Annotated in this window: 23 protein-coding genes; 10 read left to right on the plus strand and 13 right to left on the minus strand. The window is 61.0% G+C overall.

Features of this window, described 5'->3' with window-relative positions; all coding sequences use genetic code 11:
- Positions 1-10: 10 nt before the first annotated feature.
- From H2Z84_RS20430 to nudB, 3 genes are read left to right on the plus strand one after another with little or no spacing between them, the layout of a single operon-like run.
- Positions 11-1318, plus strand: a complete 1308-nt coding sequence (locus H2Z84_RS20430; RefSeq protein ID WP_309545503.1) for a mechanosensitive ion channel family protein — start codon at positions 11-13, stop codon at positions 1316-1318.
- Complete coding sequence (locus H2Z84_RS20435) at positions 1315-1950, plus strand: response regulator transcription factor (protein WP_181837615.1); 636 nt, start codon at positions 1315-1317, stop codon at positions 1948-1950. Before H2Z84_RS20430 ends, H2Z84_RS20435 begins: the two co-directional genes overlap by 4 nt.
- Positions 1940-2386, plus strand: coding sequence for a dihydroneopterin triphosphate diphosphatase (nudB, locus tag H2Z84_RS20440; protein WP_181837616.1), 447 nt, complete (start codon positions 1940-1942; stop codon positions 2384-2386). Before H2Z84_RS20435 ends, nudB begins: the two co-directional genes overlap by 11 nt.
- 13 nt (positions 2387-2399) lie before the next feature.
- On the opposite strand, the gene chrA is transcribed toward nudB, so the two are convergent.
- Positions 2400-3734, minus strand: a complete 1335-nt coding sequence (chrA, locus tag H2Z84_RS20445; RefSeq protein WP_181837617.1) for a chromate efflux transporter — start codon at positions 3732-3734, stop codon at positions 2400-2402.
- 270 nt (positions 3735-4004) lie between these two features.
- On the opposite strand from chrA, the gene H2Z84_RS20450 reads away from it, so the two are divergent.
- A complete protein-coding gene (locus H2Z84_RS20450) occupies positions 4005-4607 on the plus strand; it encodes a phosphatase PAP2 family protein (RefSeq protein ID WP_181837618.1) in 603 nt (200 codons plus the stop codon).
- A 55-nt stretch (positions 4608-4662) separates the two neighbouring features.
- On the opposite strand, the gene H2Z84_RS21505 is transcribed toward H2Z84_RS20450, so the two are convergent.
- Entirely contained in the window at positions 4663-5832 is a 1170-nt protein-coding gene (locus tag H2Z84_RS21505; RefSeq protein WP_181837619.1) for a HoxN/HupN/NixA family nickel/cobalt transporter, read from the minus strand.
- A gap of 74 nt (positions 5833-5906) precedes the next feature.
- Between H2Z84_RS21505 and H2Z84_RS20460 the strand changes: the two genes are divergently transcribed.
- From H2Z84_RS20460 to H2Z84_RS20480, 5 genes are all read left to right on the plus strand, one after another.
- Positions 5907-6200, plus strand: a complete 294-nt coding sequence (locus H2Z84_RS20460) for a metal/formaldehyde-sensitive transcriptional repressor (RefSeq protein WP_181837620.1) — start codon at positions 5907-5909, stop codon at positions 6198-6200.
- A 181-nt stretch (positions 6201-6381) separates the two neighbouring features.
- Positions 6382-7128 carry an endonuclease/exonuclease/phosphatase family protein gene (locus H2Z84_RS20465; RefSeq protein WP_103525445.1) on the plus strand — a complete coding sequence of 249 codons (747 nt, stop codon included), beginning with the start codon at positions 6382-6384 and terminating at the stop codon, positions 7126-7128.
- A gap of 352 nt (positions 7129-7480) precedes the next feature.
- The gene (locus tag H2Z84_RS20470; RefSeq protein WP_181837621.1) at positions 7481-8218 is read left to right on the plus strand and encodes a methionine ABC transporter ATP-binding protein; all 738 of its coding nucleotides are present in this window, start codon (positions 7481-7483) and stop codon (positions 8216-8218) included.
- A complete protein-coding gene (locus H2Z84_RS20475; protein ID WP_181837622.1) occupies positions 8218-8904 on the plus strand; it encodes a methionine ABC transporter permease in 687 nt (228 codons plus the stop codon). The genes H2Z84_RS20470 and H2Z84_RS20475 overlap by 1 nt, the downstream gene beginning before the upstream one ends.
- A gap of 73 nt (positions 8905-8977) precedes the next feature.
- On the plus strand, positions 8978-9787 hold the full coding sequence (locus H2Z84_RS20480) for a MetQ/NlpA family ABC transporter substrate-binding protein (protein WP_103525442.1): 810 nt from the start codon (positions 8978-8980) through the stop codon (positions 9785-9787).
- Positions 9788-9889: 102 nt separating this feature from the next.
- Here H2Z84_RS20480 and H2Z84_RS20485 read toward each other — a convergent pair whose 3' ends face one another.
- The 10 genes from H2Z84_RS20485 to H2Z84_RS20530 form a co-directional block, all read right to left on the minus strand.
- Positions 9890-10261, minus strand: coding sequence for a VOC family protein (locus tag H2Z84_RS20485; protein ID WP_181837623.1), 372 nt, complete (start codon positions 10259-10261; stop codon positions 9890-9892).
- A gap of 121 nt (positions 10262-10382) precedes the next feature.
- The gene (locus H2Z84_RS20490; RefSeq protein WP_181837624.1) at positions 10383-10826 is read right to left on the minus strand and encodes a VOC family protein; all 444 of its coding nucleotides are present in this window, start codon (positions 10824-10826) and stop codon (positions 10383-10385) included.
- Positions 10827-10966: 140 nt separating this feature from the next.
- The gene (locus tag H2Z84_RS20495; RefSeq protein ID WP_181837625.1) at positions 10967-11650 is read right to left on the minus strand and encodes an HD domain-containing protein; all 684 of its coding nucleotides are present in this window, start codon (positions 11648-11650) and stop codon (positions 10967-10969) included.
- Between the two features lie 86 nt (positions 11651-11736).
- Positions 11737-12663 carry a pseudouridine-5'-phosphate glycosidase gene (locus tag H2Z84_RS20500; RefSeq protein ID WP_181837626.1) on the minus strand — a complete coding sequence of 309 codons (927 nt, stop codon included), beginning with the start codon at positions 12661-12663 and terminating at the stop codon, positions 11737-11739.
- Positions 12660-13763, minus strand: coding sequence for a PfkB family carbohydrate kinase (locus H2Z84_RS20505; RefSeq protein WP_181837627.1), 1104 nt, complete (start codon positions 13761-13763; stop codon positions 12660-12662). The genes H2Z84_RS20500 and H2Z84_RS20505 overlap by 4 nt, the downstream gene beginning before the upstream one ends.
- Positions 13764-13900: 137 nt before the next feature.
- The gene (locus tag H2Z84_RS20510) at positions 13901-14500 is read right to left on the minus strand and encodes a DJ-1/PfpI family protein (RefSeq protein WP_181837628.1); all 600 of its coding nucleotides are present in this window, start codon (positions 14498-14500) and stop codon (positions 13901-13903) included.
- A gap of 331 nt (positions 14501-14831) precedes the next feature.
- Positions 14832-16451, minus strand: a complete 1620-nt coding sequence (locus H2Z84_RS20515; RefSeq protein WP_181837629.1) for a methyl-accepting chemotaxis protein — start codon at positions 16449-16451, stop codon at positions 14832-14834.
- 250 nt (positions 16452-16701) lie between these two features.
- Complete coding sequence (locus tag H2Z84_RS20520) at positions 16702-17391, minus strand: GNAT family N-acetyltransferase (protein WP_181837630.1); 690 nt, start codon at positions 17389-17391, stop codon at positions 16702-16704.
- A complete protein-coding gene (locus H2Z84_RS20525; RefSeq protein ID WP_181837631.1) occupies positions 17388-18203 on the minus strand; it encodes a YggS family pyridoxal phosphate-dependent enzyme in 816 nt (271 codons plus the stop codon). The genes H2Z84_RS20520 and H2Z84_RS20525 overlap by 4 nt, the downstream gene beginning before the upstream one ends.
- Before the next feature lie 53 nt (positions 18204-18256).
- The gene (locus H2Z84_RS20530; RefSeq protein ID WP_258869506.1) at positions 18257-19426 is read right to left on the minus strand and encodes a benzoate/H(+) symporter BenE family transporter; all 1170 of its coding nucleotides are present in this window, start codon (positions 19424-19426) and stop codon (positions 18257-18259) included.
- 140 nt (positions 19427-19566) lie between these two features.
- Between H2Z84_RS20530 and pdxR the strand changes: the two genes are divergently transcribed.
- Positions 19567-21051 (plus strand): MocR-like pyridoxine biosynthesis transcription factor PdxR, encoded by a 1485-nt coding sequence (pdxR, locus tag H2Z84_RS20535; protein ID WP_181837633.1) that lies wholly within the window; start codon positions 19567-19569, stop codon positions 21049-21051.
- A 226-nt stretch (positions 21052-21277) separates the two neighbouring features.
- Here pdxR and H2Z84_RS20540 read toward each other — a convergent pair whose 3' ends face one another.
- Complete coding sequence (locus H2Z84_RS20540; protein ID WP_181837634.1) at positions 21278-23065, minus strand: ABC transporter ATP-binding protein/permease; 1788 nt, start codon at positions 23063-23065, stop codon at positions 21278-21280.
- Between the last annotated feature and the right edge of the window lie 165 nt (positions 23066-23230).

A 23230-nucleotide genomic window follows, 5' to 3' on the forward strand; every position in this document is an offset into this window, starting at 1 on the left:
GGAGAGTCAGGTGCTGCTAGTTCGTGAAGAAATGAATTTTGATTCGGTGATGCTGGCCGCCCAGACTGGCACCGGTCTGAGCCAGTTGCTGCTGGCTGTGCTGTGCCTGCTGCTGGGAACCTTTGCGGCCCGGCAGGTGTTTCGGCGCTGGTTTCAGCACCATCCGGAACGCTACGAGCGTTTTGTCACCTACACCGCCTTCCGGCTGGTATTGCCCAGCGTGGCACTGGTCAGCATGCTGCTGTGCATTGTCGGCTGGAATCTGCTGACGCATAGCCGGCCACATTTGCTGCCGCTGTTTACCGCCATGCTGTTCTGGCTGGGGGTGATCCGGCTGTTTTCCTCGGTGATGCGCCAGGCGCTGCCCAAGGGCAAGTTCGAGCGCCATTCCGAGCACTTTATCGCCACCGTGCTGTGGCTGGGTTTTGTCAGTTGGGCCATCGGCTTTGACGATGTGATGCTGGACTGGCTGCAATCGGTGTCCTTTACCGTGGGCAAGACCCATCTGGACCTGCTGACCATTCTCAACGCCATGCTGTGGGTATCGATCATCGTGGTGGTGGCCTTGTGGGTCAGCCGGGTGATCGAGGCGCGGGTGATGGGGCTCAAGCACATGGACCTGTCGCTGCGCATCGTGTTTTCCAAGATGGCGCGCACCTTGCTTATCGTGGTGGCGGTGCTGATTGCCCTGCCTGTGGTGGGCATAGACCTGACCGTACTGTCTGTGTTCGGTGGTGCGCTGGGTGTGGGCCTGGGTTTTGGTCTGCAAAAGATTGCCAGCAATTATGTCTCTGGTTTCATCATTCTGCTGGACCGCTCCATCCGTATTGGTGACCGGCTGATGGTGGACAATCGGGTGGGCTATGTCACGCGCATCACCTCACGCTACGTGGTGCTGAAAAGCGCCGATGGTTCGGAAGCGCTGGTGCCGAACGATGCGCTGATTTCCAATACCGTGATCAACCAGTCCTATTCGGACAAGGCAATGTGGATCAGCCTGCCCATCCAGGTGGATTACGGCACCGATCTGGACCAGGCGCTGGCCGTGCTGCGCGAATCTGCCGTGCACCCGCGGGTGCCGACCGATCCCGCTCCGGCGGCCTTTGTCACGGCCTTTGCCGATAACGGCATCAATCTGGAGCTGGGCATCTGGGTGAAAGACCCGGAAAACGGCTTCATGGGGCTGAAATCGGAAATCTATCTGGCCATCTGGCGGCGCTTCAAGGAACTCGGCATCGAGATTCCCTATCCGCAGCGTGATGTGCGTATTGTCAGCGATGTGGCCGTGGCGCTGCCCGGCCGGGGAGGGCAGGCATGAGCGGCAAACGACTGGCGATTGTGGATGACGATGCTGCGGTGCGGCAGGCATTGATCTGGCTGCTGGATGGCCAGGGTTACCAGGTCAGCGGCTTTGACAGTGCCGAGGAGTTTCTGGCTACTGGGCCGGATGCCGGTTTCAATGGTCTGATCGTCGATCTGCGCATGTCCGGCATGTCCGGCATCATGCTGCTGGAGCGGCTGGCCGAGCTGGCCTATTGCCCGCCCGCCATCATGCTGACAGCGCATGGCGATGTGCCACATGCAGTGGCAGCCATCAAGCTGGGTGCGCTGGATTTCATGGAAAAGCCCTTCGATGATGAAGTGCTGCTGGCGCGGGTGGAGAAGATGCTGCAGCAGGACGAGGCCAATCGCGCCATCCATGGCCGCCGCCAGCGTGTCAGTGCGCTACTGGCCTTGCTGACGGAGCGTGAAAAGGAAGTCATGCAGCTGATCCTGCTGGGCAAGCTCAACAAGCAGATTGCCGAGGATCTTTCCATCAGCATGAAAACGGTAGAGGTCCATCGCTCGCGCGTGTTCGAGAAAATGGGCGTCAAGTCGGCGGTGGAGCTGGCCGGTTTGCTGGCAGCCAGCCAGTCTGACAATGGCGGGAGTCGTGGCGATGGGCACTAAGCAGCCGCTATCGGTGCTGGTGGTGATTCACACCGCAGATGGCCAGGTATTGCTGATCGAACGCGCTGACAAGGCCGGCTACTGGCAATCCGTCACCGGCAGCCGCGAGGGCGAGGAAAGCCTGCTGCAAACCGCCTGCCGCGAATTGCTGGAAGAAACCGGGCTGGTGGCTACCGAGCATCAGTTGACTGACTGGCAGCTGCACAACCGCTACGAAATCTATCCGCACTGGCGTCACCGTTATCCTGACGGGGTCACGCATAACGACGAGTATGTGTTTGGACTGCAGCTGGCTCAGCCGCAAAGCGTGCAACTGGCACCGGGCGAACATACCGCCCAGCAGTGGCTGCCCTGGCAGCAGGCGGCCGAGCTGGTGTTTTCCCCGTCCAATGCTGCGGCCATTCGCCTGCTACCGTCCCGTCTCGGTCTCGAATAGGCTTAGACCCTGTTCAGAGCCTGAGCAGCCAGCCGCTGAGCGCAGCGGTCGCAATCACCCGGATCACCCCCACCTTGTAGTGCAGCAGCGCCACGCCCGCTGCCAATGCAATTAGCACGGCCATCCAGTCCGGCCCCGCCTGCCAGCCCTGCGGCCATAGTGCATGCCAGCCAAAGAACAGCGCCAGGTTGGCGATCACCCCTACCACCGCCGCCGTGATGGCGGTCAGTGGCGCAGTGAACGACAGCGTGCCGTGGGTACGTTCGATCAGCGGTCCACCGGCCAGGATGAACAGAAACGATGGCAAAAAGGTAAACCAGGTCACCAGGCAGGCTGCCACAGTACCGGCCAGCCAGGGCGCGCTGTCACCCACATGCTGATAGCCGCCAACAAAGCCGACAAAAGCCACCACCATGATCAATGGTCCGGGTGTGCTTTCGCCCAGCGCCAGACCGTCCATCATCTGACCCGCACTCAGCCAGCCATAGTGGCCGACCGCACCCTGGTAGACATAGGGCAAGACCGCATACGCACCGCCAAAAGTCAGCAAGGCTGCCTTGGTGAAAAACCAGCCCATCTGGGTAAACGGATGCTGCCAGCCATAGTGGCTGAGCAGCACTAGCAGCGGTACTGCCCATAGCAGGCTGCCGGCCACCACTACCCGCAGCAGTCCACCCAGGCTGAAGCGGGCATGCGCCGGTGTGGGCGTGTCATCGTCGATCAGTGCCGGGCCGGAGGAGGTTGCAGGCTGGCCATGGCCGCCCTTGCCGGTGGCAAACAGCGCCGGATAGCGCTGTCCGGCCAGATAGCCGATGGCAGCGGCACTGAGTACGATCAGCGGAAATGGCAGGCCGAATATTGCCAGTGCAATGAAGGAGGCAGCTGCCAGTGTCCACAACAGCCAGTTTTTCAGCGCGCGCTGGCCGATGCGCAGCGCGGCCTGCAGCACGATGGCGACAATGGCTGGCTTGATGCCGTAAAACAGCCCGGCTACCAAGGGTAGCTGGCCCAGCGCCAGATACAGCCAGGATAACCCGATCAGGATGAACAGCGAAGGCAGTACAAACAGGCCGCCGGCAATGATGCCGCCCCAGCTGCGGTGCATCAGCCAGCCGATATAGGTGGCCAGCTGCTGCGCTTCCGGCCCTGGTAGCAGCATGCAGTAGTTGAGCGCATGCATAAAACGCCGCTCCGAGATCCAGCGCCGCTTTTCCACCAGTTCCTGGTGTAGCAGGGCGATTTGTCCGGCGGGGCCGCCAAAGCTGATGAAGCCCAGCTTGAGCCAGAAGGCGAAGGCTTGTCGCAGGCTGATGGCGACAGGCGCCGCTGGGGTGGGTGTGGCGCTCATGGCAGTTTTTTATAACTTGAAAAAATAAAATGACTCTACAATAGAACGGAAAGTTTGGAAAATTTCCGATAAAGTGCAGCTGCCACTTGTTGCAGGGATGGCTGTGCCATGGTGACTTCAGGGCGGAGCTGTCCCCTTGCTGCCCAGCCACTCGCTGCGATGGCGGTGGTAAATCTTGTCAGCGATGTATGCCCGATTGTCACAAAACACGCAAGGACAGCTCATGTCGTGCTGGTTACAATGCGGTTTTACTTTTGTTACCGACCCTACATGTTTGTACTGGAAAGCGTTAACCAGGCTTTGTTCCTGTCCATCAATGCCAGCCCGGCATCACCGCTGCTAGCCATCAAGCTGGCCATTTTCCTGGCCAAATACTTGGTGTTGCTGATTCCGCTGCTGCTGCTGGGAATGTGGCTGTGGGGAGAGCAGCCACAGCGGGAAAGAGCGCTGCGGGTATTGCTCAGCGTAGGCCTGGCCCTGCTGTGCAATCAATTGATCGGCATGCTGTGGGACCATCCGCGCCCCTTTGCCATCGGGCTGGGTTACCGTTTTATCGACCATGCGGCCGACCCCTCCTTTCCCAGCGATCACACTACCATCTTCGCCACTACCGCCTATGCCTTCTGGCTGGCCGGCAAGGCTAGCCTCGGCCGTATCCTGCTATTGCTGACCGTGCTTGTGGGGTGGTCGCGTGTTTATCTGGGAGTGCACTGGCCGCTGGATATCCTGGGTGGCCTGCTCTTACCATTGTTATATAGCCGGCTGCTGGCGCTGGCCTGGCCAGCCTGCGGGCCGCGCCTGTTACAGTCCTTGAATGAGGCGTATCGCCTGTTACTGGCCAAGCCGATTGCCCTGGGCTGGATCAAGGCCTGATGGCCGGAAAGATCAACGAGGCTGCGGCCTCGTTTTTTTATTCCTGGCAGCCTACTCAGGCGGCCAGCTGTCGCCAGCCTTGTACCACCATCACCAGTGCAATCAGCAGCATCAGCAAGCTGGACAGATAGGGCAGCCGCCGCGCCACGCCATCCAGATTACCCAGGCGCTGTCCTAGCTTCTGGGCTCCCCAGGCTGCAATGACCCCCACGCTGACCAGCGATAGCGCCAGTCCCAGGCTGAAAGACGCCACCATGGTCACGCCCAGCGCCACCCGTTTCAATTGCAGGCACAGCAACAGAATGGTGACGGAAGCGGGGCAGGGCATCAGCCCGCCAGTCAGGCCAAACAGCGCGATCTGCGCCGTGCTCACCGGCTTGCCGGCAAAGCGGCGGGCAATTTCATCGGCATGGGCTTTTTCATGCGCATCCTGATAGACGGTACTGGCTGCAGATTGAATATGGCCTTGCTGCGGGCGCTTGGCGGCAAGCTGGCCACGCCCAGCTACTGACGGGGCGGCCTGGCTACGATAGCGCTGGCTCGGCGGCGGGCCGAAACGGACGGCAAACTGATGGCCATGGCCGCCGTGTTGCATGTCCAGCGTGATATCAAACTGGTGTGGTGCGGCCACCGGGCTGGCTGATTGCAAAATCTTGCCATGTGGCAGCAAATCATGGCTTTCGCTGTGGCCATCATCGCGGCGTAGCTGCAGCTGATAACGTACGTCGGCCTGTGGTGGTTGCGGGCGCATGTGATTGTTGTAGCAGTAAAGCTGCAGATGTGACGGCTGCTGCGGGCTGATCAGCAGCTCGACCAGGCCATGGCCAGTGTTGATGATCTTGCCGCCGTGCGGTGCATGCTGCCAGGCACGGGCGGCCAGATTGTCCTGCCGCGTGCGCCAGAACATCCATGCGGCAATGCCCAGTACGATCAGCCCGGACAACAGCAGCAACCAGGGTTCGGCTTGCTCCACCAGCAGCTGATTGCCAAAATGCAGCGCCGCTGCAGCCAGCAGCCACACCACCAGCGAGTGCGACAGTGCCGCGCACAGGCCGAGCAATACCGCCTGGGCGATGCTGCCGCGGATGGCGATGATGAAAGACGCCATCAGTGTCTTGGAATGCCCAGGCTCCAGTCCGTGCAGCGCCCCCAGCAGGATGGCGGACGGGATGAACAGCCATAGATTGGTGGAGCCTTGCTGTATCAGTTCGGAAAGAGGTGGCATGATGACGGGCTTCGCATTGGTAATTGCACGCAATATACTACCCCCTAGTATGTTTTGAGAAGGAAAATAGCAATATGGGACATACCATCAAGGGTCAGAAGCCTTTACTGGCAAGGGTTCGGCGTATCAAGGGCCAGGCCGCCGCCATCGAGCGTGCATTGGAAGAAGGCCAGGAGTGCATGGCGATATTGCAGCAGATCGCTGCCATTCGAGGGGCGGTGAACGGACTGATGGCCGAGGTGCTGGAAGGCCATCTGCGGGAGCACCTGCTGTCGCCCGAGCCTGCTGCTGGCGAGCCGGAGGCAGATTCAACCCGGCAGGAAGAGGTGGACCAGGTGATGCGAATTGTGCGCTCCTATCTGAAGTAGCCTTGCCTCAGCCCATGACTTCGCTGGTCAATACGGGACTCGCCCGGTGGCAGGTGCTGCATGCAGTCTTGCATGACGACTGTCACCACACCGGGCTGATCTGCACAGTTTCCGGTCTTTTTTCACCTCATCTGCGCAGGGGGCTGGCGCTGCCCTGCCTGAGTGGGCTATGGATAGAGTCATGAAACCGCTCAAAGTCACCACCTACAACATCCACAAGGGCATGTCGCCGCTCAACCGTCACCTGCGCGTGGAGGAAATTGCCCAGGCGCTGGAGACGCTGTCGCCCGACCTGCTGTTCTTGCAGGAGGTGCAGGGCAAGAACCTGCTGCGCGCCTTGCGGCACGAGGGCTGGCCGCAGCTGCCGCAGCACCACTACCTGGCACGGCGGCTGGACCACAAGGTGGCCTACGGGCTGAATGCGGCTTATGAGCATGGCCACCATGGCAATGCGCTGCTGTCACGCTATCCCATCATCGAGTGGTGCAATCGCGATATCTCCGTCAACCGCTTTGAAAGCCGTGGCGTACTGCATTGCGTGATGTTGCCCAAGGGCTGGCAGCAGCCGGTGGTGGCGCTGTGTGCCCATTTCAACCTGTTGGCGCGCGACCGGCGCAAGCAATATGCCAATCTGGTGCATTACATCGGTGCCGCTATTGCGCCGGATGTGCCCATCATCCTGGCTGGCGACTTCAATGACTGGCAGGGCGAGGCCAGCCACTGTCTGCAGGCGGCTGGCCTGCAAGAGGTTTTCCTGCAAAAGAGCGGGCGTCATGCGCTGAGTTTTCCGGCGCGCATGCCCATGCTGCCGCTGGATCGCATCTATGTGCGCGGCCTGCAGGTGGTGAGTGCCGAAGTGCAGCATGGCCGGCCCTGGTCGCGGCTATCCGACCACCTGCCAATCTGTGCCGCGCTATTGCCGGCCTGAGCAGGGCGCTGGGCTGGTTGTTTTCGCAATGGAATATCGGTATTTGCCGATTGATCAAACACTGCTTGATTCCTGAGTATTCTGGTGTAATAACGCCGGTTTCCTGCAGAAAATGTCTATTCATGGCAGGAATGCTGCGTCGAGCTTGACGCAATATGAAAATCCATGTTCAAATGCATCCAAACTTGATCGCCGATTTGACACAGCTTGCGGGCGTAAAACAGCTAAAGCGTGGGTAAGCAGACCCCGAGACAACTCCTTCTGCTTATATAATCTTTACCAAGCATTCAAAGATTCCATGCCCTAGCCCGCCGCAGTCATTGGCGGGCTTTCTGCATTCTGGAGTGTTTGAATGATTCATCTGCAAAATATCCGCAAGCGCTTTCGCCGCCCCGACGGCGGCTGGTTCGATGCTGTTTGCGATACCTCCCTGTCGATTGGGGCCGGCGAAGTGTTCGGCCTGATCGGTTTCTCCGGCGCCGGCAAATCCACCCTGCTGCGTTTGATCAATCTGCTGGAACGGCCTGATGGCGGTGCTGTCATCGTGGCCGGGCAGGACCTGACCGCGCTGGATGCCAAGGCCCTGCGCCGGGCGCGCCAGCAACTGGGCATGGTGTTCCAGCAATTCAACCTGATGGCCAACCGCACGGTGGCCGGCAATATCGCTTTCCCGCTGGAAATCGCCGGCTGGAGTGCGGCGGACATCGCCAGCCGGGTGGCCGAGTGCCTGGAGATTGTCGGCCTGGCCGACCGGGCCGAGCACTATCCGGCGCAGTTGTCCGGTGGGCAGAAGCAGCGGGTGGGCATCGCCCGTGCGCTGGCGCCGCGCCCCAAAGTGATTCTGGCCGATGAACCCACCTCCGCACTCGACCCCAAAACCACGCAATCGATCCTGGACTGTCTGAAAGATATCAATCAGCGCTTTGGCGTGACGGTGGTGATCGTCACCCACGAAATGCATGTGGTGCGCTCCATCTGCCATCGCGCTGCCGTGCTGGATGCCGGCAGCGTGGTGGAGGTGGTGGAGGTTAACGGGGCAGAAGTGGATGCCCGTTCGGCGCTGGCGCGCTCGCTGCTGGAGGCCGCGTAATGGAAGAACTGACTTTTGCCGCGGCATTGACTGATCTGGCCAGCATGGCTCCGGAAATCTGGCAGGCCTGTCGCGAGACGGCGCTGATGCTGGCTGTGGGGCTGGTGGCTGCCATTGCCCTGGGCGGCCCGCTGGGCATCGTGCTGTATCTGTCGCAGCCGGGCCAGCTGTTTGCCAACCGCTGGGTGAATGGCCTGCTCGGCTGGACGGTGAACCTGGTGCGCTCCTTCCCCTTCATCATCCTGATGGTGTCGCTGGTGCCGCTGACCCGGCTGATTGTCGGCAGCACCATCGGCCCGGTGGCCGCTGCCGTTCCGCTGTCGTTTGCTGCCATTCCCTATTTTGCCCGCCTGGTGGAGCAGACCCTGCGCGAGATTCCGCGCGGGGTGGTGGAGGCCGCCGAGGCCATGGGTGCCAGCCCCATGCAGATCATCGTCAAGGTGCTGCTGAACGAGGCGCGCTCCGGGCTGATTTCCAGCCTGACCATTCTCACCATCAGCTTTCTGAGCTATTCGGCCGTGGCTGGTGTGGTGGGCGGTGGCGGCATTGGCGATCTGGCCATCCGCTATGGTTATTACCGCTTCCAGACCGACGTGATGGTGGCCATGGTGCTGCTGCTGGTACTGATCGTGCAGATCATCCAGTTTGCCGGCAACCGGCTGGCCTCGCGGCTGGACAAGCGTTGAGCTGATTGATTCCAGACCGGGCGGCCTGGCCAGCCCGGCATTTTCCCCTACCTGTATATCGCAAGGAGTTCGTATGCGTAGATTTGTCATCAAGGCGCTGGCCGCCTCGCTGCTGGGCCTGGCTGTAGCCGGCTCCGCTCTGGCTGCTGACCCGGCCAAGAAGGAAATCGTGATCGGCACCACCGTGGGTGACTTCGGCGACATGGTCAAGCAATCGATCAAGCCCATCCTGGAAAAGCAGGGCTATAGCGTGAAACTGGTGGAATTCACCGACTACGTGCGCCCCAATCTGGCCTTGCAGGAAGGCGCGCTGGACGTGAACGTATTCCAGCACAAGCCTTACCTGGACAGCTTCGTCAAGGAGCACAAGCTGAGCCTGAAGGAAGTGTTCCAGGTGCCGACCGCACCGCTGGGCATTTATCCGGGCAAGCTGAAATCGCTCAAGGACGTGAAAGACGGCAGCACTGTGTCTGCACCGAACGATCCGTCCAACTTCGCCCGCGCGCTGGTGATGCTGAACGATCTGGGCTGGGTCAAGCTCAAGCCGGGCATCAATCCGCTGACTGCTTCCGAGCGTGATATCGCCGTCAATGTGAAAAAGCTGAAGATCGTACAACTGGAAGCCGCCCAGCTGCCGCGTTCGCGCAATGACGTCGATTTCTCCGTCATCAATGGCAACTATGCCACCAGCTCCGGCATCAAGCTGACCGAGGCCATCTATCAGGAAAAGAGCTACGCCTATGTCAACTGGGGTGTGGTACGGGCGGCCGATGCCGGCAAGCCGTGGGCGCGTGATGTGATTGCCGCCTACAACTCCCGCGCCTTCAGCGACTGGGCCAAGCAAAAGTATGTGGGCTACAAATTCCCGCAGGGCTGGAAATAAGCCGGCCATGCAAAGGGCCGCTCTTGCGGGCGGCCCGGATACGGTTTTCTTGTAACACTCCTGGCTACAAGACTTGCGCGGAGGGCATAGCCCTCCGCTTTTTTATTTTGCCATGGTGAAACAACACAGCTTGTTGCCATCCGGATCGCGGAAATAGGCGCCGTAGAAATCATCACCACGCAGGCCGGGCACGCCCTCGTCCTGGCTGCCCAGCTGCAGCGCGAGGGCGTGCAGTTTGTCCACGTCGGCACGGCTCTCCAGATAAAAACCCACCATCACTCCGTTGCCGACCGTGGCCGGCTCGCCATTGAATGGCTGCATGATGGCCAGTTGCGGCCGCTCGGGATGGGTACCCCAGCAGATGCCGCGGTCCATTTCCCACAGACGGCTGGCACCGATGCCGGCCAGCAAGGTGTCGTAGAAGGCAGCGGCGCGCTGCAGGTCGTTGCTGCCGAGGGTGACATAGCCAATCATGATGCTCTTCTGGGTAATGATTCGGGGGTATTGCCCAGCGCATTGCTTCGGCTTTGCTGCCAGGCATGTGCTCACTGGTGATCCGCCACACTACGCCGGACCGGTTGCTGTTGTCAGCGGCTTACTCGCACACGGTAAACGGTGCCGCGACATCCTGGCAGCGCGGCTGCACCTGGATGGAGGCGGCGCTGCGCCAGTGCGGGCCGTGGAATACTGCTTCGATATTGTTGCCGTCGGGGTCGGTGAGGTAGGCGGCATAATAGCCATCGTGGTAGGGGCGTTCGCCCGGCTGGCCATTGTCGCCACCGCCGGCGGCCAGTCCGGCCTGATAAAAGCGTTGCACCCGGGCCGGATCGGCAGTCTGGAAGGCCAGATGCACATGGCTGCGGCTGGCCGGGCTGCCGCAGGAGACAAACAGTTCGTCGGCCCAGAAATAATCCGGACCTTCACCGGTCAGTTCTCGCCCCAGCGCCTGCAGCACGGCAGTGTAAAAACGCTTGCTGGCCGGCAGGTCGGCCACGACGAGGTGAATATGGTCGAGCAGTCTTCCGTAATGGTATTCCATGGGACATCTCCTCTATGGAAGCGCCATTGACTGCCGTGGATGTGCGGCAAAACCAGAGGTCAGGGCGCTTCTTTTCTTGACGACTTTTGTCCCATCATACGCCGCAGTCCTGACGCTGCCCATCCGGTGAAGTACGGCATTCAGCGTGCCAGCCATTCCTCGACAAACTGCTGGCGGAAGGCCCGCAGCCGCTGCAGCCGTTCCTCGGCCATGGTGCGGCCAGCTGCGGTCTGCATCATGCCGGGCAGCTTTTCCAGCTTGACCTCGATGTGATCCAGCGCGTATTCGCGGTCGTCCAGCGGGCGTGAGCCGGCCAGCGGATCATCTGCGTGCGCCAGCTGGCGGCCCATGCGGCCGGAGGTATAAAACATGCGCGCCAGGCCAATCGCTCCCAGTGCGTCCATGCGGTCGGCGTCCTGCACGATCTGTGCTTCCAGCGTGCGCGGCGTGATATTGGCGGAAAAACTGTGTGCCTCGATGGCATGGGCTACGTCAGCCAGCTTGTCTGCCGGGAAGCCGGTCGCCTGCAGCAGCGGGCCGGCCTTGGCGGCGGCCATGCGCGACGCCTGTTCGCGCTGCGGGTGGTTCTTGGGCAGGTTCACCAGATCATGCAGATAGCAGGCTGCCAGCACCACCAGGGCGTCGGCATTGCTGTGCTGTTGCAGGATGTGCCGTGCCGCAGCCCAGACGCGATGGAAATGGCTGAGGTCATGCGCGCCATCATCGTCGGTGGCTTGTTGTTGCAGCAGGCTGATCAGCTGTTGTTGCCAGTATTGCAGCAGCGGGGTGTCAAGCGGGGCGAGGGCAGCAGTGGCAGCGTTCATGGCAGGGTATCGGTTGGCGGGCCGTTGATTACACCCCTGCCGCCAGCCGGCGTCAACCATGGCAGCAGCAGGGGTGGTCAGGCGGCTCAGCCGTGCAGGCGGCAGTAGTCGCTGGCAATGGCAGCGGCCAGCCGGGCATTGTTCAGCACCAGCTGGATATTGGCGGCCAGGCTGTTGCCGCCGGTCAGCTCGCATACCCGTGCCAGCAGGAAGGGAGTGGATTCCTTGCCACCAATGCCTTGTGCGCTGGCTTCGGCCAGCGCCTGTTCGATGGCGGCATCGATGCTGGCGCTGGACAGGGCGTATTGCGCGGGAATCGGATTGGCTACCACCATGCCGCCTTGCAGCTGCAGGTCCCACTTGGCCTTCATCACCGCGGCGATGGCGGCCGCGCTGTCCAGGCGGTAGTCAACCTTGAAAGCGCTGTCGCGGGTAAAGAAGGCGGGCAGGGTGGCGGTTTGATAGCCGATGACCGGCACGCCGTGGGTTTCCAGATATTCCAGGGTCAGGCCCAGATCAAGAATGGATTTGGCACCGGCACACACCACGGCCAGCGGGGTTTGCGCCAGTTCCTGCAGATCAGCAGAAATGTCGAAGCTTTGCTGCGCACCGCGGTGCACACCACCAATGCCACCGGTGGCGAAGACGCGGATGCCGGCCATGGCGGCCACGATCATGGTGGAGGCGACAGTGGTGGCACCGGTCTGGCCGGCTGCCACGATAAAGGGAATGTCACGGCGGCTGACCTTGACCACTTCGCGGCCGTTCTTGCCCAGCACTTCGATGTCATCACGGCTGAGGCCGGCTTTCAGGCGGCCATTGATGATGGCAATGGTGGCCGGCACCGCGCCATGGGCGCGCACTTCTGCTTCCACTTGCAGGGCGGTTTCCACGTTTTGCGGATAGGGCATGCCGTGCGAGATGATGGTGGATTCCAGTGCGACCACCGGCTGGCCGGCGGCCAGGGCGGCGGCGACTTCGGGGTGGATGTCCAGGTAGGCGTGTTGGGTCATGATGGCTCCGGGTAAGACAGGGTTGGGCACAGCTGCTGGATGGCGGCCAGCGACAGGGTAGGGTTGTTGGTGGCAGCGCAGCTCAGGGTCAGCGCGGCGCAGGCCTGGGCCAGGCGCACGGCATCGGGTAGCGGTAATTGTTGCAGCCAGCCCCAGGCGAGGCCAGCCATCAGGGCATCGCCGGCACCGGTGGCATTGACGATGTCCACCTGGGGGGCCGGACTCCAGCCCTGGCCTGCGGCACTGCTGTAGAACACACCGTCACCCGCCAGGCTGAGGATGACTTGCTGCACGCCTTGCTGGTGAAACCAGTCGGCAACGGCTGCTGCATCGGCTGGACTTTCCAGCGGCAGGCCGGACAGGGTGGCGGCTTCGATGCGATTAGGCTTGATGGTGTGGATGCGGCTCAGCCAGGGGCGAATGCGTTCGGCCTTGAAGGCTGACACGGTATCGACAAACACCGGCTGCTGCTCGGCCTCGGCAAACAGCCAGGCTAGTGCCTCGGCCGACAGGTTGGCATCGGCCACGATCAGGCCGGCATGGCGGACCAGCTCGCGCTGCGGGGCCAGCCTGGCGGCATCCAGCCGGTTCAGCACCTGCATGTCGTTGATGGCGATGGACATGTCGCCATCCGGGCCATGGATGGACAGATAGGTGGAGGTGGCGGCATCCGGCAGTACCAGTACCGGGCGGACATCCACCCCGGCACGCTGGGTCGAGTCCAGCAGCGAGCGGCCATACAGGTCGTCGCCCACGGCGCTGAGTAGCCGGCAATCCGCCCCCAGCCGCGCCAGATTCTCGGCAATATTGCGCGCCACGCCACCGGGGGAGCAGCTGACCTGACCGGGGTTGGAGTCGCCAAAGCGCAGGCTGGCTGGCGTGCTGCCGCGGATGTCCATATTGGCCCCACCCAGCAGCACCACATAGCGGGTCTCGGCCAGGATGTAGCCCTTGCCCAGAATATGGCCTTTTTGCATCAGCTTCATGATGTGGCCGGCGGCGGCTGAGCGGCTGATGCCCAGCTGGTCGGCCAACTGTTGCTGGGGGATCAGCGGGTTCTGGCGCAGCAGTTGCAGGATTTCCTGCTCACGTTGTGTCATCAAACAAATGTCCGTAGTGCTAACTTTTGTTTGATTGTGTCGCAGTCGCTGGCCGGGGTCAAGCCAGCAGCCTGCCTTGCGCTATTCGCTAGCTGCTGGCTGGCACCCTGTGCGGATTGGCTGTCACCCGGCTGGTATCAATCGATGAAGGGCCGCACGGTGTCCAGCAGCTTGTTGATGTAGCTGGCCTTTTCCCCGACCGGCACGACGTAATCGAGTGCTTCACGGGTGGCGGTTTCGCTGCTGCGCTTGAGCATGACCCAGCTGGCCAGGTATTGCGCCGACAGGCAGCCGCCCGCCGTGGCCAGATTGCCGATGGCATGGAAGGGCGCATCCAGCACTTCGATGCCGGCCTGCTCTACCCAGGGTTTGGTGCGCTGGTCGGTACAGGCCGGCAGCTTGTCGATCAGCCCCAGTTTTGCCATCAGCAGGGTGCCGGAGCATTGTGCGCCAATCAGTTGGCGGGCCGGATTGAGCTGCAAGCGGGCCAGCAGCTCCTGGTCGTTGGCAATGTCGCGGGTCATGACGCCGCTGCCAAACAGCACCACGTCGGCTTGATTGGCGAATTCCAGCGGCTGCTGGGCGCGCACGGTGACACCATTCATCGAGGTGACCTGCTCGCTCGGGCTGGTAATACAGGCTTCCCAGCCATGTTGCTGCATGCGGTTAAGCATGCCGGCGGCAATGAACGAGTCCAGCTCGTTGAAACCCTGAAAAGTGATGATGGCGATTTTCATGCTGTCTCCCTGGGTGGGCAGTCGGCCAAGAGTGGCTAACAAAACAGTCTTGCCTCCCTGCTGCAAGGGACCGGCGACGCTGACCGTACAAGAGTAGGGTCTGGCTGCGCGGCGTTGCGCTCGGGCTTTTGTTAGCAGTGCTTAGGGGCTGCGGGGTGTTGTTTGGCTGGCTGCAGGAGACAGGATTATGCGGCTGTTATCGATTGCTGGCGATAAAGATCTTGCTTGGCGGGAAATCAGGCTATAAATCTGCGCGGTGGCGAGGGGGGCCGCTGCGGGAGAGAAAGAGCATGGCCGCCAGCGTGAGCATGGCGGCCATGGCCGGAGGTGCTTACAGCCGGTACTGGCTGAGAGTGCTGATTTGCTGACGGGCCAGCTCATCCAGATGACGGGCACTGCTGGCGGCTTCCTGTGCTGCGCTGGAAGACTCTTCGGTCATCTGGGCAATCTGCTCCACTTGTACGGCAATATTGTTGGTGGCCTTGCCCTGCTCGGTGATGGCATCGGAGATTTCACTGACCATGTGCACGGTATTGCCGGTGGCGTCCCCAATCTGCTTGATGGCGCCATCAGCATGATCGGCGCGGCTGACGCCGTTGCGTACCAGCTCTTCGGCCGAGTGCATCTGCTCGGTGGCCTGGCGTGAGCGATCACGCATGGCGGTAATGGTTGAGGAAATTTCCTGGGTAGAGCTGCTGGTGCGTTCGGCCAGCTTGCGCACTTCGTCGGCCACCACGGCAAAACCACGGCCCATTTCACCGGCACGGGCGGCTTCGATGGCGGCATTCAGGGCCAGCAGATTGGTCTGGTCGGCAATATCCTTGATGACGCCCACCACGGTATCGACCTGCGCGCTGTAGTTATCCAGCTCGCGAATGCTGCCAGCTGCGCTGTCAACCGCATGGGAAATCTCGCGGATATCGCTGATGGTTTGCGAGATGGTGCTGGATCCCTGCTGGGCCAGTGTGCCGGCATTGTGGGCCAGATCACGCGACTCGCCCGCACGGTTGGCTACATGGTTGATGCTGACCGTCATCTGTTCGATGGTGGCCGCCATGCTGGCGGAGGAGGCTGATTGCGAGTCGGCGGCAGCGGCGACCTGGGTAGCCGTCTGCGACAGGCCTTGCGAGGCATCTGCCACCGAGCGTGCACCATCCAGAATCGACTTCAGATTGCGCTGCAAGCCGTCCAGTAGATTGTTGAAAGCAGTGGCGGTCAGGCTGATTTCGTCCTTGCCTGCCACGGGTGCGCGCTGGGTGAAGTCCAGCGACTGACTGACCTGCTGCATGGTGGACTGGATGGACGACAGGCCACGGCTGATGCTGCGAAACAGCACCACGCCCATGTACAGCACGATGGCAAAGATGACCGCTATCAGTGTGGCTGTTTGTAGCAGCGCACCATTGTAGGCGGCCTTGTTGGCCTCAATGGTATCAAAGGCCAGTTTGAGGTTGTATTCGGTATGTGTATTCAGCGCCTTGCGCAATTCGGCGCCGGTGGTGTTCAGCGGGCCATCGCGTAGCATGGCATCGGCCAGATCATCCTTGCCGCTGCGCGACATTTCAAAATATTTGCTGCGCTCGGCACGATAGGCGGTCAGCTTGGCCTTGTCATCTTGCAGCAGCTGGCGGTCGTGATCGTCGGTGATCAGGTTTTTCTCGTAGTCGTTGAGCAGGTCTTCCAGTTTCTTGTCGGCTTCACCGGACATGGCTTCGGCAGCGGCCTTTTCGCCGGTGGTGTGGGAGACCGAATGTTTGGTGACTGCCCCACGGATATCCATGAAGGCATAGACCATGCCATTGAGGTCACGAATACTGGGGGCCAAGTTACTGATGGTGTCCTCAAAACGGTTACTGGCCTGTTTTTGTTGATACACACCAAAGCCACCCAGCAGCAGCAGGGCGAGCAGGGCGATGGCCAGGGTCAGCATGAGGCGTCTGATGATGGTCATGGGGATGTCCTTGCTAGGTTAAGGGCCAGGCTGCGATGGTAGCTGGCCGGTATTTTTTCTAAGTGACTATACGTATAGCATCAAATCATGACGTTCGTAGGGTTAATTCATCCATGGCGCGCATGTTTAATCGGTAAGCCTGTGCCGGTTGCAGTCGACAACAAAAAAGACCGCACTGTCAGGGTAGTGCGGTCTTCCACTTTCTGTAGAGTTTGGCTGACTTTACGGGGTGCTGTTTAATTGCCAGCGGCTATTGCAGGCGCCTGATCTGCTGTCCCGTTGCATCGAAGTTGTCTGGGGCCAGCCACTGCTGGAAGGCAGCCTTTACCAACCGCCACTCCTTGTCGAGGATGGAGAACCAGGCGGTATCGCGATTGCGGCCTTTGTAGACCATGGCCTGCCTGAACGTGCCTTCGTACTGAAAGCCAAGGCGCTCAGCAGCATTGCTGGAGCGTTGGTTAAGGCTGTCGCATTTCCATTCGAAGCGGCGGTAGTTCAGTTGGTCAAAGACGTAAGACATCAGAAGGAAATGCGCTTCGGTTGCGATGCGCGAGCGTTGCAGGACTGGGGAGAACGTCACGAACCCAACTTCGATGACACTGTGCTGGGGCTGCTGGCGCATCAGCGCCAGAGTGCCTAAAGGAAGGCCTGTACCCAGATCAACGACCGCGAAGTGCAGTGGGTCGGTTTCCCTGGCCATCCGCTCGCTGTAGGCCCGGTAGGCTTGTGCATCCGGGAATGGACCGACCAACATATACAGCCAGTCCCGGCCGCCAGGGGCCTCGCTGTATGCCTCGAACCAGGCATCAGAATGGCGAGCAGGGTCTACAGGCTCCAGACGGCACGCATTCCCCGTCAGGACGACACCGGCGGGATGAGGTCGGGCTTGCCAATCCGGTACGGGGGCACCAAGCGTCAACGAAAATGTTTGAGTGTTCATATTGATGGTTCCTTGGGGTTGCCCTCGCCAGGCCAGTAGTAGGCATCTGGCGAAGTGCGAGCACCAAAAATGGCTTGTCCCACGCGCACTACGGTGGCGCCTTCCTCGATGGCGATCTCGAAATCCCCCGACATGCCCATCGACAATTCGTCCAGAACGATGCCGGGCGGCGCATCCTGGCGCAGACGGTCGCGCAACTCGCGCAGAAGAACAAAACAGGGGCGCACCCGCTCTGCCTCAGCGGCAAACAGCGCCAGTGTCATCAGCCCGCGCACGCGCAATGCGGAAAACGCCGGCAACTCCTGGATGAAGTCCGACACGGCATCCGGGGCCAGGCCGTACTTGCTGGCCTCACTCGAGGTGTTGACCTGCACGAACACGTCCAATGACCGCCCCTCGATCTGCAGACGTCGATCCAGTGCCTCGGCAACACGCATACTATCCAGTGCCTGGAACTCGCTGGCGAACTGCGCCACCAGTTTGGTCTTGTTGGTCTGCAAGTGGCCGATGACTGACCAGCGCAGGTCCGCTAGGTCCTGCATGGCTTTCCATTTGCCAAAGGCCTCTTGCACCTTGTTCTCGCCCAGCAAGCGGCAACCGGCTGCGTAGGCCTGGCGCAGACTGGCCTCAGGCTTGGTCTTGCTCACCGGCAGCAGCCGCACTTCCGTAGGGTCGCGGCCGGCGCGGCGACAGGCGGCCTCGATGCGCGCCCGTACCGCAGCCAGGTTGCTCTGGAAATCTTCGACCGTCACGGCCTCGGGATAACGGCCGCACTTGTCGTGACGGGGCTGTGTCTCGGACAGGCTTTGCATCAATTGACCGCTCCCGTGCTGGTTACAGGTTCGGGCATAGCCTGACTCGCTTGCTACGGTCGCACCCACTGCGGCCACCGGCCATTAAGCACCGTATAGGCCACCAGTCCTATCACCAGTCCCCAGAACGCGCCGCCAATGCCAAGCAAGGTGATATTGGCGGCGGCTGCCAGGAAGGTGATCAGCGAGGCTTCGCGGGTTTTGGCATCGGCCATCGCGCTGGCGAGACTGCCGCCGATGGTACCCAGCAGCGCCAGACCTGCCAGCGTGGTGATGAAGGTCGCCGGGAAGGCCATGAAGACGGCCGCCAGCGTCACCCCGAACACCCCGACGAGGATGTAGCAGACACCTGCGGCAATGCCCGCGATCCAGCGCTTGGACGGGTCTTCGTGTGCTTCCTTGCCAGTGCAGATTGCCGCCGTGATGGCGGCGATGTTGAACGCATGCGAACCGAATGGCGCCATCAGCAGCGAGCCGAGTCCAGTTACGGTGACGATAGGGTTGGCGCTGGTTCTGAATCCATCGTTGCGCAGCACCAGCATGCCGGGCATGTACTGGCCGGTCAGTGTGATCAAGAACAGCGGTAGCGCAATGCTGAGCAAGGCATTGAGCGAGAACGCGGGCATGGTGAAGACCGGCGCAGCAAGCTTCAACGTCAGTCCCGACAGATCGACCCGGTCCTGGATGAGCAGAAAAGTCAGCCCCAGCACCAAAATGCCTACCACGGCATAACGTGCACTGAACCGCTTGAGCACCACATAGGTCACAATCAGCAGCCCGGCCAGCAGCGGGTCGATGCTCACGCCGCCGAAGGCCTTGATGCCGAATTGCAGCAGGATGCCTGCCAACAGTCCAGCGGCCACGCCCGGCGGGATCAACCGGATGACCCGTTCGAACCACCCCGACAGCCCGAGCACGACGAAGGCAGCCGCAGAAATCAGATACGCACCGACAGCTTCGGCATAAGACGTCGTGGCCAGCGTGGTCACGAGGAACGCCGCGGCCGGTGTGGACCACGCCGTGATGATCGGCTCGCGTGAAGTCCAACTGAGTAGGATGCCCGTCACCCCCACGCCGATCGAAATCGACCACACCCACGAGGCCGTCAATTCCGGGCTCAGGCCGGCCACCTTGGCCGCCTGGAACACCAGAATGAACGTACCGCCGTAGTTGACGATGACCGAGATCAGACCAGCTACGATGGGATGGGTGAGATCACTCAAGCGAACGGATGAAGGTGAAGTGGCAGATGACATGGCTTGTATGTGGCTCCTGGAAAACTGGGGTATTGATCTGATTGAGAAACTTTAGACTAAAAATGGTATGCTGCGCCCATCCACTTTATTGATTTGATACCAGCCAATTGTTCAAGCACGCCCAACTCGAATCCGTAAAAGCCTGGGCCTGTGACCCGGCACATGGCGCCTTGCCCCTGCATGCGCGCATCCAGCGCGCCATCCGGCAACTGATCCTCGACGGCTCGCTCGGCGTCGGCAAACCGCTGCCTGCTTCACGGGCGCTGGCAAAGTCACTGGGCGTCTCTCGCGACACGGTTGAGTCGGCGTATAGCCAGTTGCATGCGGAAGGGTTTATCGAGCGGCGCGTAGGCAGCGGCAGCTTCGTATCGGAGCGGACACAACGTTTGCCAAGACATGACACGGCGCAACATCCTGGATCACAGCGTGCGTCGCAGCGCCTGAGTCAGCGCGGCGCCGCCATATACCGGGGTGGCGGCGTGCGTGATTTCTTGACTCCTCGCCCCTTTGCCCCCGGCGTGCCGGAAACGCGCAGCTTTCCGTTGCAAACCTGGGAGCGTTTGGAACGACAGGTGTTGAAGGAGTACGGCACCCAGGCCTTGCTGCACAGCCCACCGCAAGGGATGGAGCCGTTGCGGCGCGCGATTGCTGATTACGTCAATCTCGAACGCGGCGCGCGCGCCACACCCGAGCGCGTGCTGGTGCTGACCAGCTCACAACAGGCCATGACGCTGTGCGCCAACGTATTACTTGATGCAGGCGAGCGGATATTCATCGAAGACCCCGTGTATCACGGCGCGCGCAAGGCATTCGATGCCGCTGGCCTGGAATGCGTGCCCGTGCCGCTGGACGCCGACGGCGTGCGGGTGGAGCACCTGCGCAATGCACAGCAACCAGCCAAGGCGGTGTTTCTGACGCCTTCGCACCAATTCCCGACCGGGGCGACGTTGGCGTTGGACCGGCGGCTTGCGGTCATCGAATGGGCGCAGCAGCACCAGGCGTGGATCATCGAGGATGACTACGACAGCGAGTTCCACTACGCCGGCAAGCCTACCGCCTGCGTGCAAGGGCTCGATGCGCATGACCGTACTCTCTACATTGGAACCTTTACCAAATCACTATTTCCTGGCTTGCGTATTGGCTTCATGGTGCTGCCCCTTCAACTTGTGGCCCCCATGACGGCAGCACGCACCTTGCTCGACGGGCACAGTGCCCCGATTCCGCAACTGACTCTGGCGCGCTTCATGGAGGGCGGGCATTTCGGGGCACACGTGCGGACCATGCGCGCCGTCTATGCCGACCGGCGCGATGTACTGGCACGGCTCGTGCGAAAGCATCTGGCCGACTTCGTTGAACCAAGGGTACCAAACGGCGGAATGCAAATGCCCTGCATCTTCATCCGCGATATCCCCGAGCGCGAAGCCATTGATACGGCACGCCGTGCCGGCATTGATCTTCTGGGGCTGACGGCGCTGCATGCGTCGAGCAAGCACAAGGCCGGATTCCTCATGGGGTTTGCCGCCCATGATCCGGTGGAGTTGGAAATTGCGGTGAAGAAACTTGCGGATATCCTGCGCGCACTAGCTCGCTGAATATAGTCGGCCAGCCAACTGGTAACAGTTGCTGTCCATATTCTACTGTTTCGTCCGGTAGAGGCCATCGTCTGGCCTCTAGCATCAAAGCATGACGTTCGTAGGGTTAATTCATCCATGGCGCGCATGTTTAATCGGTAAGCCTGTGCCGGTTGCAGTCGACAACAAAAAAGACCGCACTGTCAGGGTAGTGCGGTCTTCCATTTTCTGCTGAGTTTGGCTGACTTTACGGGGTGCTGTTTAATTGCCAGCGGCTATTCCCCAGTATTTCCAGCTGCAGGCCGTGGTGCTGCAGCAGGCTGCTGCGGTGGCCCACGCTGATTACCGTCGTGCTGGGCAATTGCTGGCGCAGCAGGCGGTACATGGCGTCTTCCAGCCCTTCATCCAGCGCCGAGCTGGCTTCGTCGAGGAAGGCGATGGCCGGTTTGTTCAGCAACAAGCGGCCAAAAGCCAGCCGTTGCTGCTCGCCCAGCGACAGGGTCTGGCTCCAGTCGCGTTCTTCATCCAGCCGTGCCTGCAGATGACCCAGCTGTACCGCTTGCAGCACGCTGGCGGCATCCTCTCCATCCGCCGCCGGCGGGCTGGCCGGGTAATACAGCGCATCGCGCAGCGTGCCACCAGGCAGATACGGCTTTTGCGACAGGAACATCAGCCCTTGTAGCGGGCGGATGATCTGCCCGCTGCTATACGGCCACAGTCCGGCCAGGCTGCGCAGCAGGGTGGTTTTGCCGCAGCCGGAAGCGCCACGGATCAGCAGGGCGCTGCCGCTGTCGATGTTCAGATTGACCTGCTCCAGCAGTTTGCGGCCATCCGGGGCTTGCAGGCTGAAGTTTTCCAGTGCCAGCCGTTGCCCGTCGCTGCGGATGTCCGGGCGCGGTAGCGCAGCGGCTTCCTGCATCGAGTCGCAATAACCGGACAGACGGTTCAGTACCGCACGGTAGCCGGCAAAGTCGTCGTAGGCATTGCGGAAGAAGGACAGATTGTCATGCAGGGTGCCGAAGGCCTGCGAAGTCTGCATCAGATCGCCCAGGGTAATCTGCTTGGAGAAAAAGCGGTGTGCCTGCACGATCAGCGGAAACACCACGGCAGTCTGGCTGACGATCAGGTTGAAACCCTGGAATTTCAGCGACCGGAATACGATGCGCCAGTTGTTGTGGATGATCTGGCCGAAACGGCTGCGCAGCAGCATGCCTTCCACTTTTTCACCCGCGTAGAAAGCGATGCTTTCCGCGTATTCCAGCAGCCGCACCAGCAGGTAACGGTAATTGGCGTTGTACTGTTCGTTAAGAAAGTTCAGGCGCACCAGTGGCCGGCCGATTTTCACCGCCAGCACGGTGGCGATCAGCACGTACAGGAACACGGCAAACACCATGGCGCGCGGGATATCCACCCCCAGCAGGTGTAGCGGGCCGGACAGGTTCCACAGGATCAGCGTATAGGCCAGGGTGGAAACCAGTGAGCCGACCACGCCCATCGACAGGCCCAGCGAACTGCCGACAAAGCTGGAAACGTCCTGCTGAATTCGCTGGTCGGGGTTGTCACTGCGCTGCGGCAGGTATTGCAGGCGGTAGAAAGAGTCGTTCTGCAGCAGTTTTTGCAGTAGTTGTTCGTTTAGCCAGGCGCGCCAGTGGATGGAGAAGCTCTGGTTGACGTAAAAACTGAACAGGCTGCGCAGTACATGGATGCTGGCCAGTACGCAGAAGATGCGCACAAAGCTCCAGAACAGGCTTTCATTGAGCTGCTGCAATGAGTTGTACAGCCCGTTGCTCCAATTGGACAGCACCACATCCAGCCGCACGCCGGCCAGGGTCAGCAACAGGATCAAGGCCAGCCCCAGTAGCGGTTTGGCGCTGCGCCGCAGGCTGAAATAGCTGCCGCTAAGCTGCCAGAATTGCCGCCCCCAACTGGTGAGGCGTACCAGCGCCCACACGCTCAGTACAAATAGCAGGCAGGTAATGCCGTAAGCCTTGGCTACCCACAGCAGGCTACGGCTCAGTTCCTCGTTCCAGTTCATATGTTTCCAGTGTTGTACCAGACAGGGCTGACAGAATGCGCCGGCGCAAGGCCGGCGAGAGAATATCAGCCGAGAAAATACCAGTGCAGGCCTCAAGCTCAGCTGGCCAAGCATACGTGGCGGCCGGCAGCAAGCCAATCGCGGCAGCAGGGATAGTGCTGAAAT

The organism is Aquitalea aquatica (assembly GCF_013911085.1).
Lineage (GTDB): Bacteria > Pseudomonadota > Gammaproteobacteria > Burkholderiales > Chromobacteriaceae > Aquitalea > Aquitalea aquatica.

Coding starts and splice junctions, on each gene's coding strand:
- H2Z84_RS20435 (WP_181837615.1), top strand. CDS start 1,315: ATGAGCGGCAAACGACTGGCGATTGTGGATGACGATGCTGCGGTGCGG.
- H2Z84_RS20475 (WP_181837622.1), top strand. CDS start 8,218: ATGGAAGAACTGACTTTTGCCGCGGCATTGACTGATCTGGCCAGCATG.
- chrA (WP_181837617.1), bottom strand. CDS start 3,734: ATGAGCGCCACACCCACCCCAGCGGCGCCTGTCGCCATCAGCCTGCGA.
- H2Z84_RS20490 (WP_181837624.1), bottom strand. CDS start 10,826: ATGGAATACCATTACGGAAGACTGCTCGACCATATTCACCTCGTCGTG.
- H2Z84_RS20465 (WP_103525445.1), top strand. CDS start 6,382: ATGAAACCGCTCAAAGTCACCACCTACAACATCCACAAGGGCATGTCG.
- H2Z84_RS20450 (WP_181837618.1), top strand. CDS start 4,005: ATGTTTGTACTGGAAAGCGTTAACCAGGCTTTGTTCCTGTCCATCAAT.
- H2Z84_RS20525 (WP_181837631.1), bottom strand. CDS start 18,203: ATGCAAAGCCTGTCCGAGACACAGCCCCGTCACGACAAGTGCGGCCGT.
- H2Z84_RS20470 (WP_181837621.1), top strand. CDS start 7,481: ATGATTCATCTGCAAAATATCCGCAAGCGCTTTCGCCGCCCCGACGGC.
- H2Z84_RS20460 (WP_181837620.1), top strand. CDS start 5,907: ATGGGACATACCATCAAGGGTCAGAAGCCTTTACTGGCAAGGGTTCGG.
- H2Z84_RS20520 (WP_181837630.1), bottom strand. CDS start 17,391: ATGAACACTCAAACATTTTCGTTGACGCTTGGTGCCCCCGTACCGGAT.
- H2Z84_RS20510 (WP_181837628.1), bottom strand. CDS start 14,500: ATGAAAATCGCCATCATCACTTTTCAGGGTTTCAACGAGCTGGACTCG.
- nudB (WP_181837616.1), top strand. CDS start 1,940: ATGGGCACTAAGCAGCCGCTATCGGTGCTGGTGGTGATTCACACCGCA.
- H2Z84_RS20505 (WP_181837627.1), bottom strand. CDS start 13,763: ATGACACAACGTGAGCAGGAAATCCTGCAACTGCTGCGCCAGAACCCG.
- H2Z84_RS20540 (WP_181837634.1), bottom strand. CDS start 23,065: ATGAACTGGAACGAGGAACTGAGCCGTAGCCTGCTGTGGGTAGCCAAG.
- H2Z84_RS20515 (WP_181837629.1), bottom strand. CDS start 16,451: ATGACCATCATCAGACGCCTCATGCTGACCCTGGCCATCGCCCTGCTC.
- H2Z84_RS20495 (WP_181837625.1), bottom strand. CDS start 11,650: ATGAACGCTGCCACTGCTGCCCTCGCCCCGCTTGACACCCCGCTGCTG.
- H2Z84_RS20485 (WP_181837623.1), bottom strand. CDS start 10,261: ATGATTGGCTATGTCACCCTCGGCAGCAACGACCTGCAGCGCGCCGCT.
- H2Z84_RS20480 (WP_103525442.1), top strand. CDS start 8,978: ATGCGTAGATTTGTCATCAAGGCGCTGGCCGCCTCGCTGCTGGGCCTG.
- H2Z84_RS20500 (WP_181837626.1), bottom strand. CDS start 12,663: ATGACCCAACACGCCTACCTGGACATCCACCCCGAAGTCGCCGCCGCC.
- H2Z84_RS21505 (WP_181837619.1), bottom strand. CDS start 5,832: ATGCCACCTCTTTCCGAACTGATACAGCAAGGCTCCACCAATCTATGG.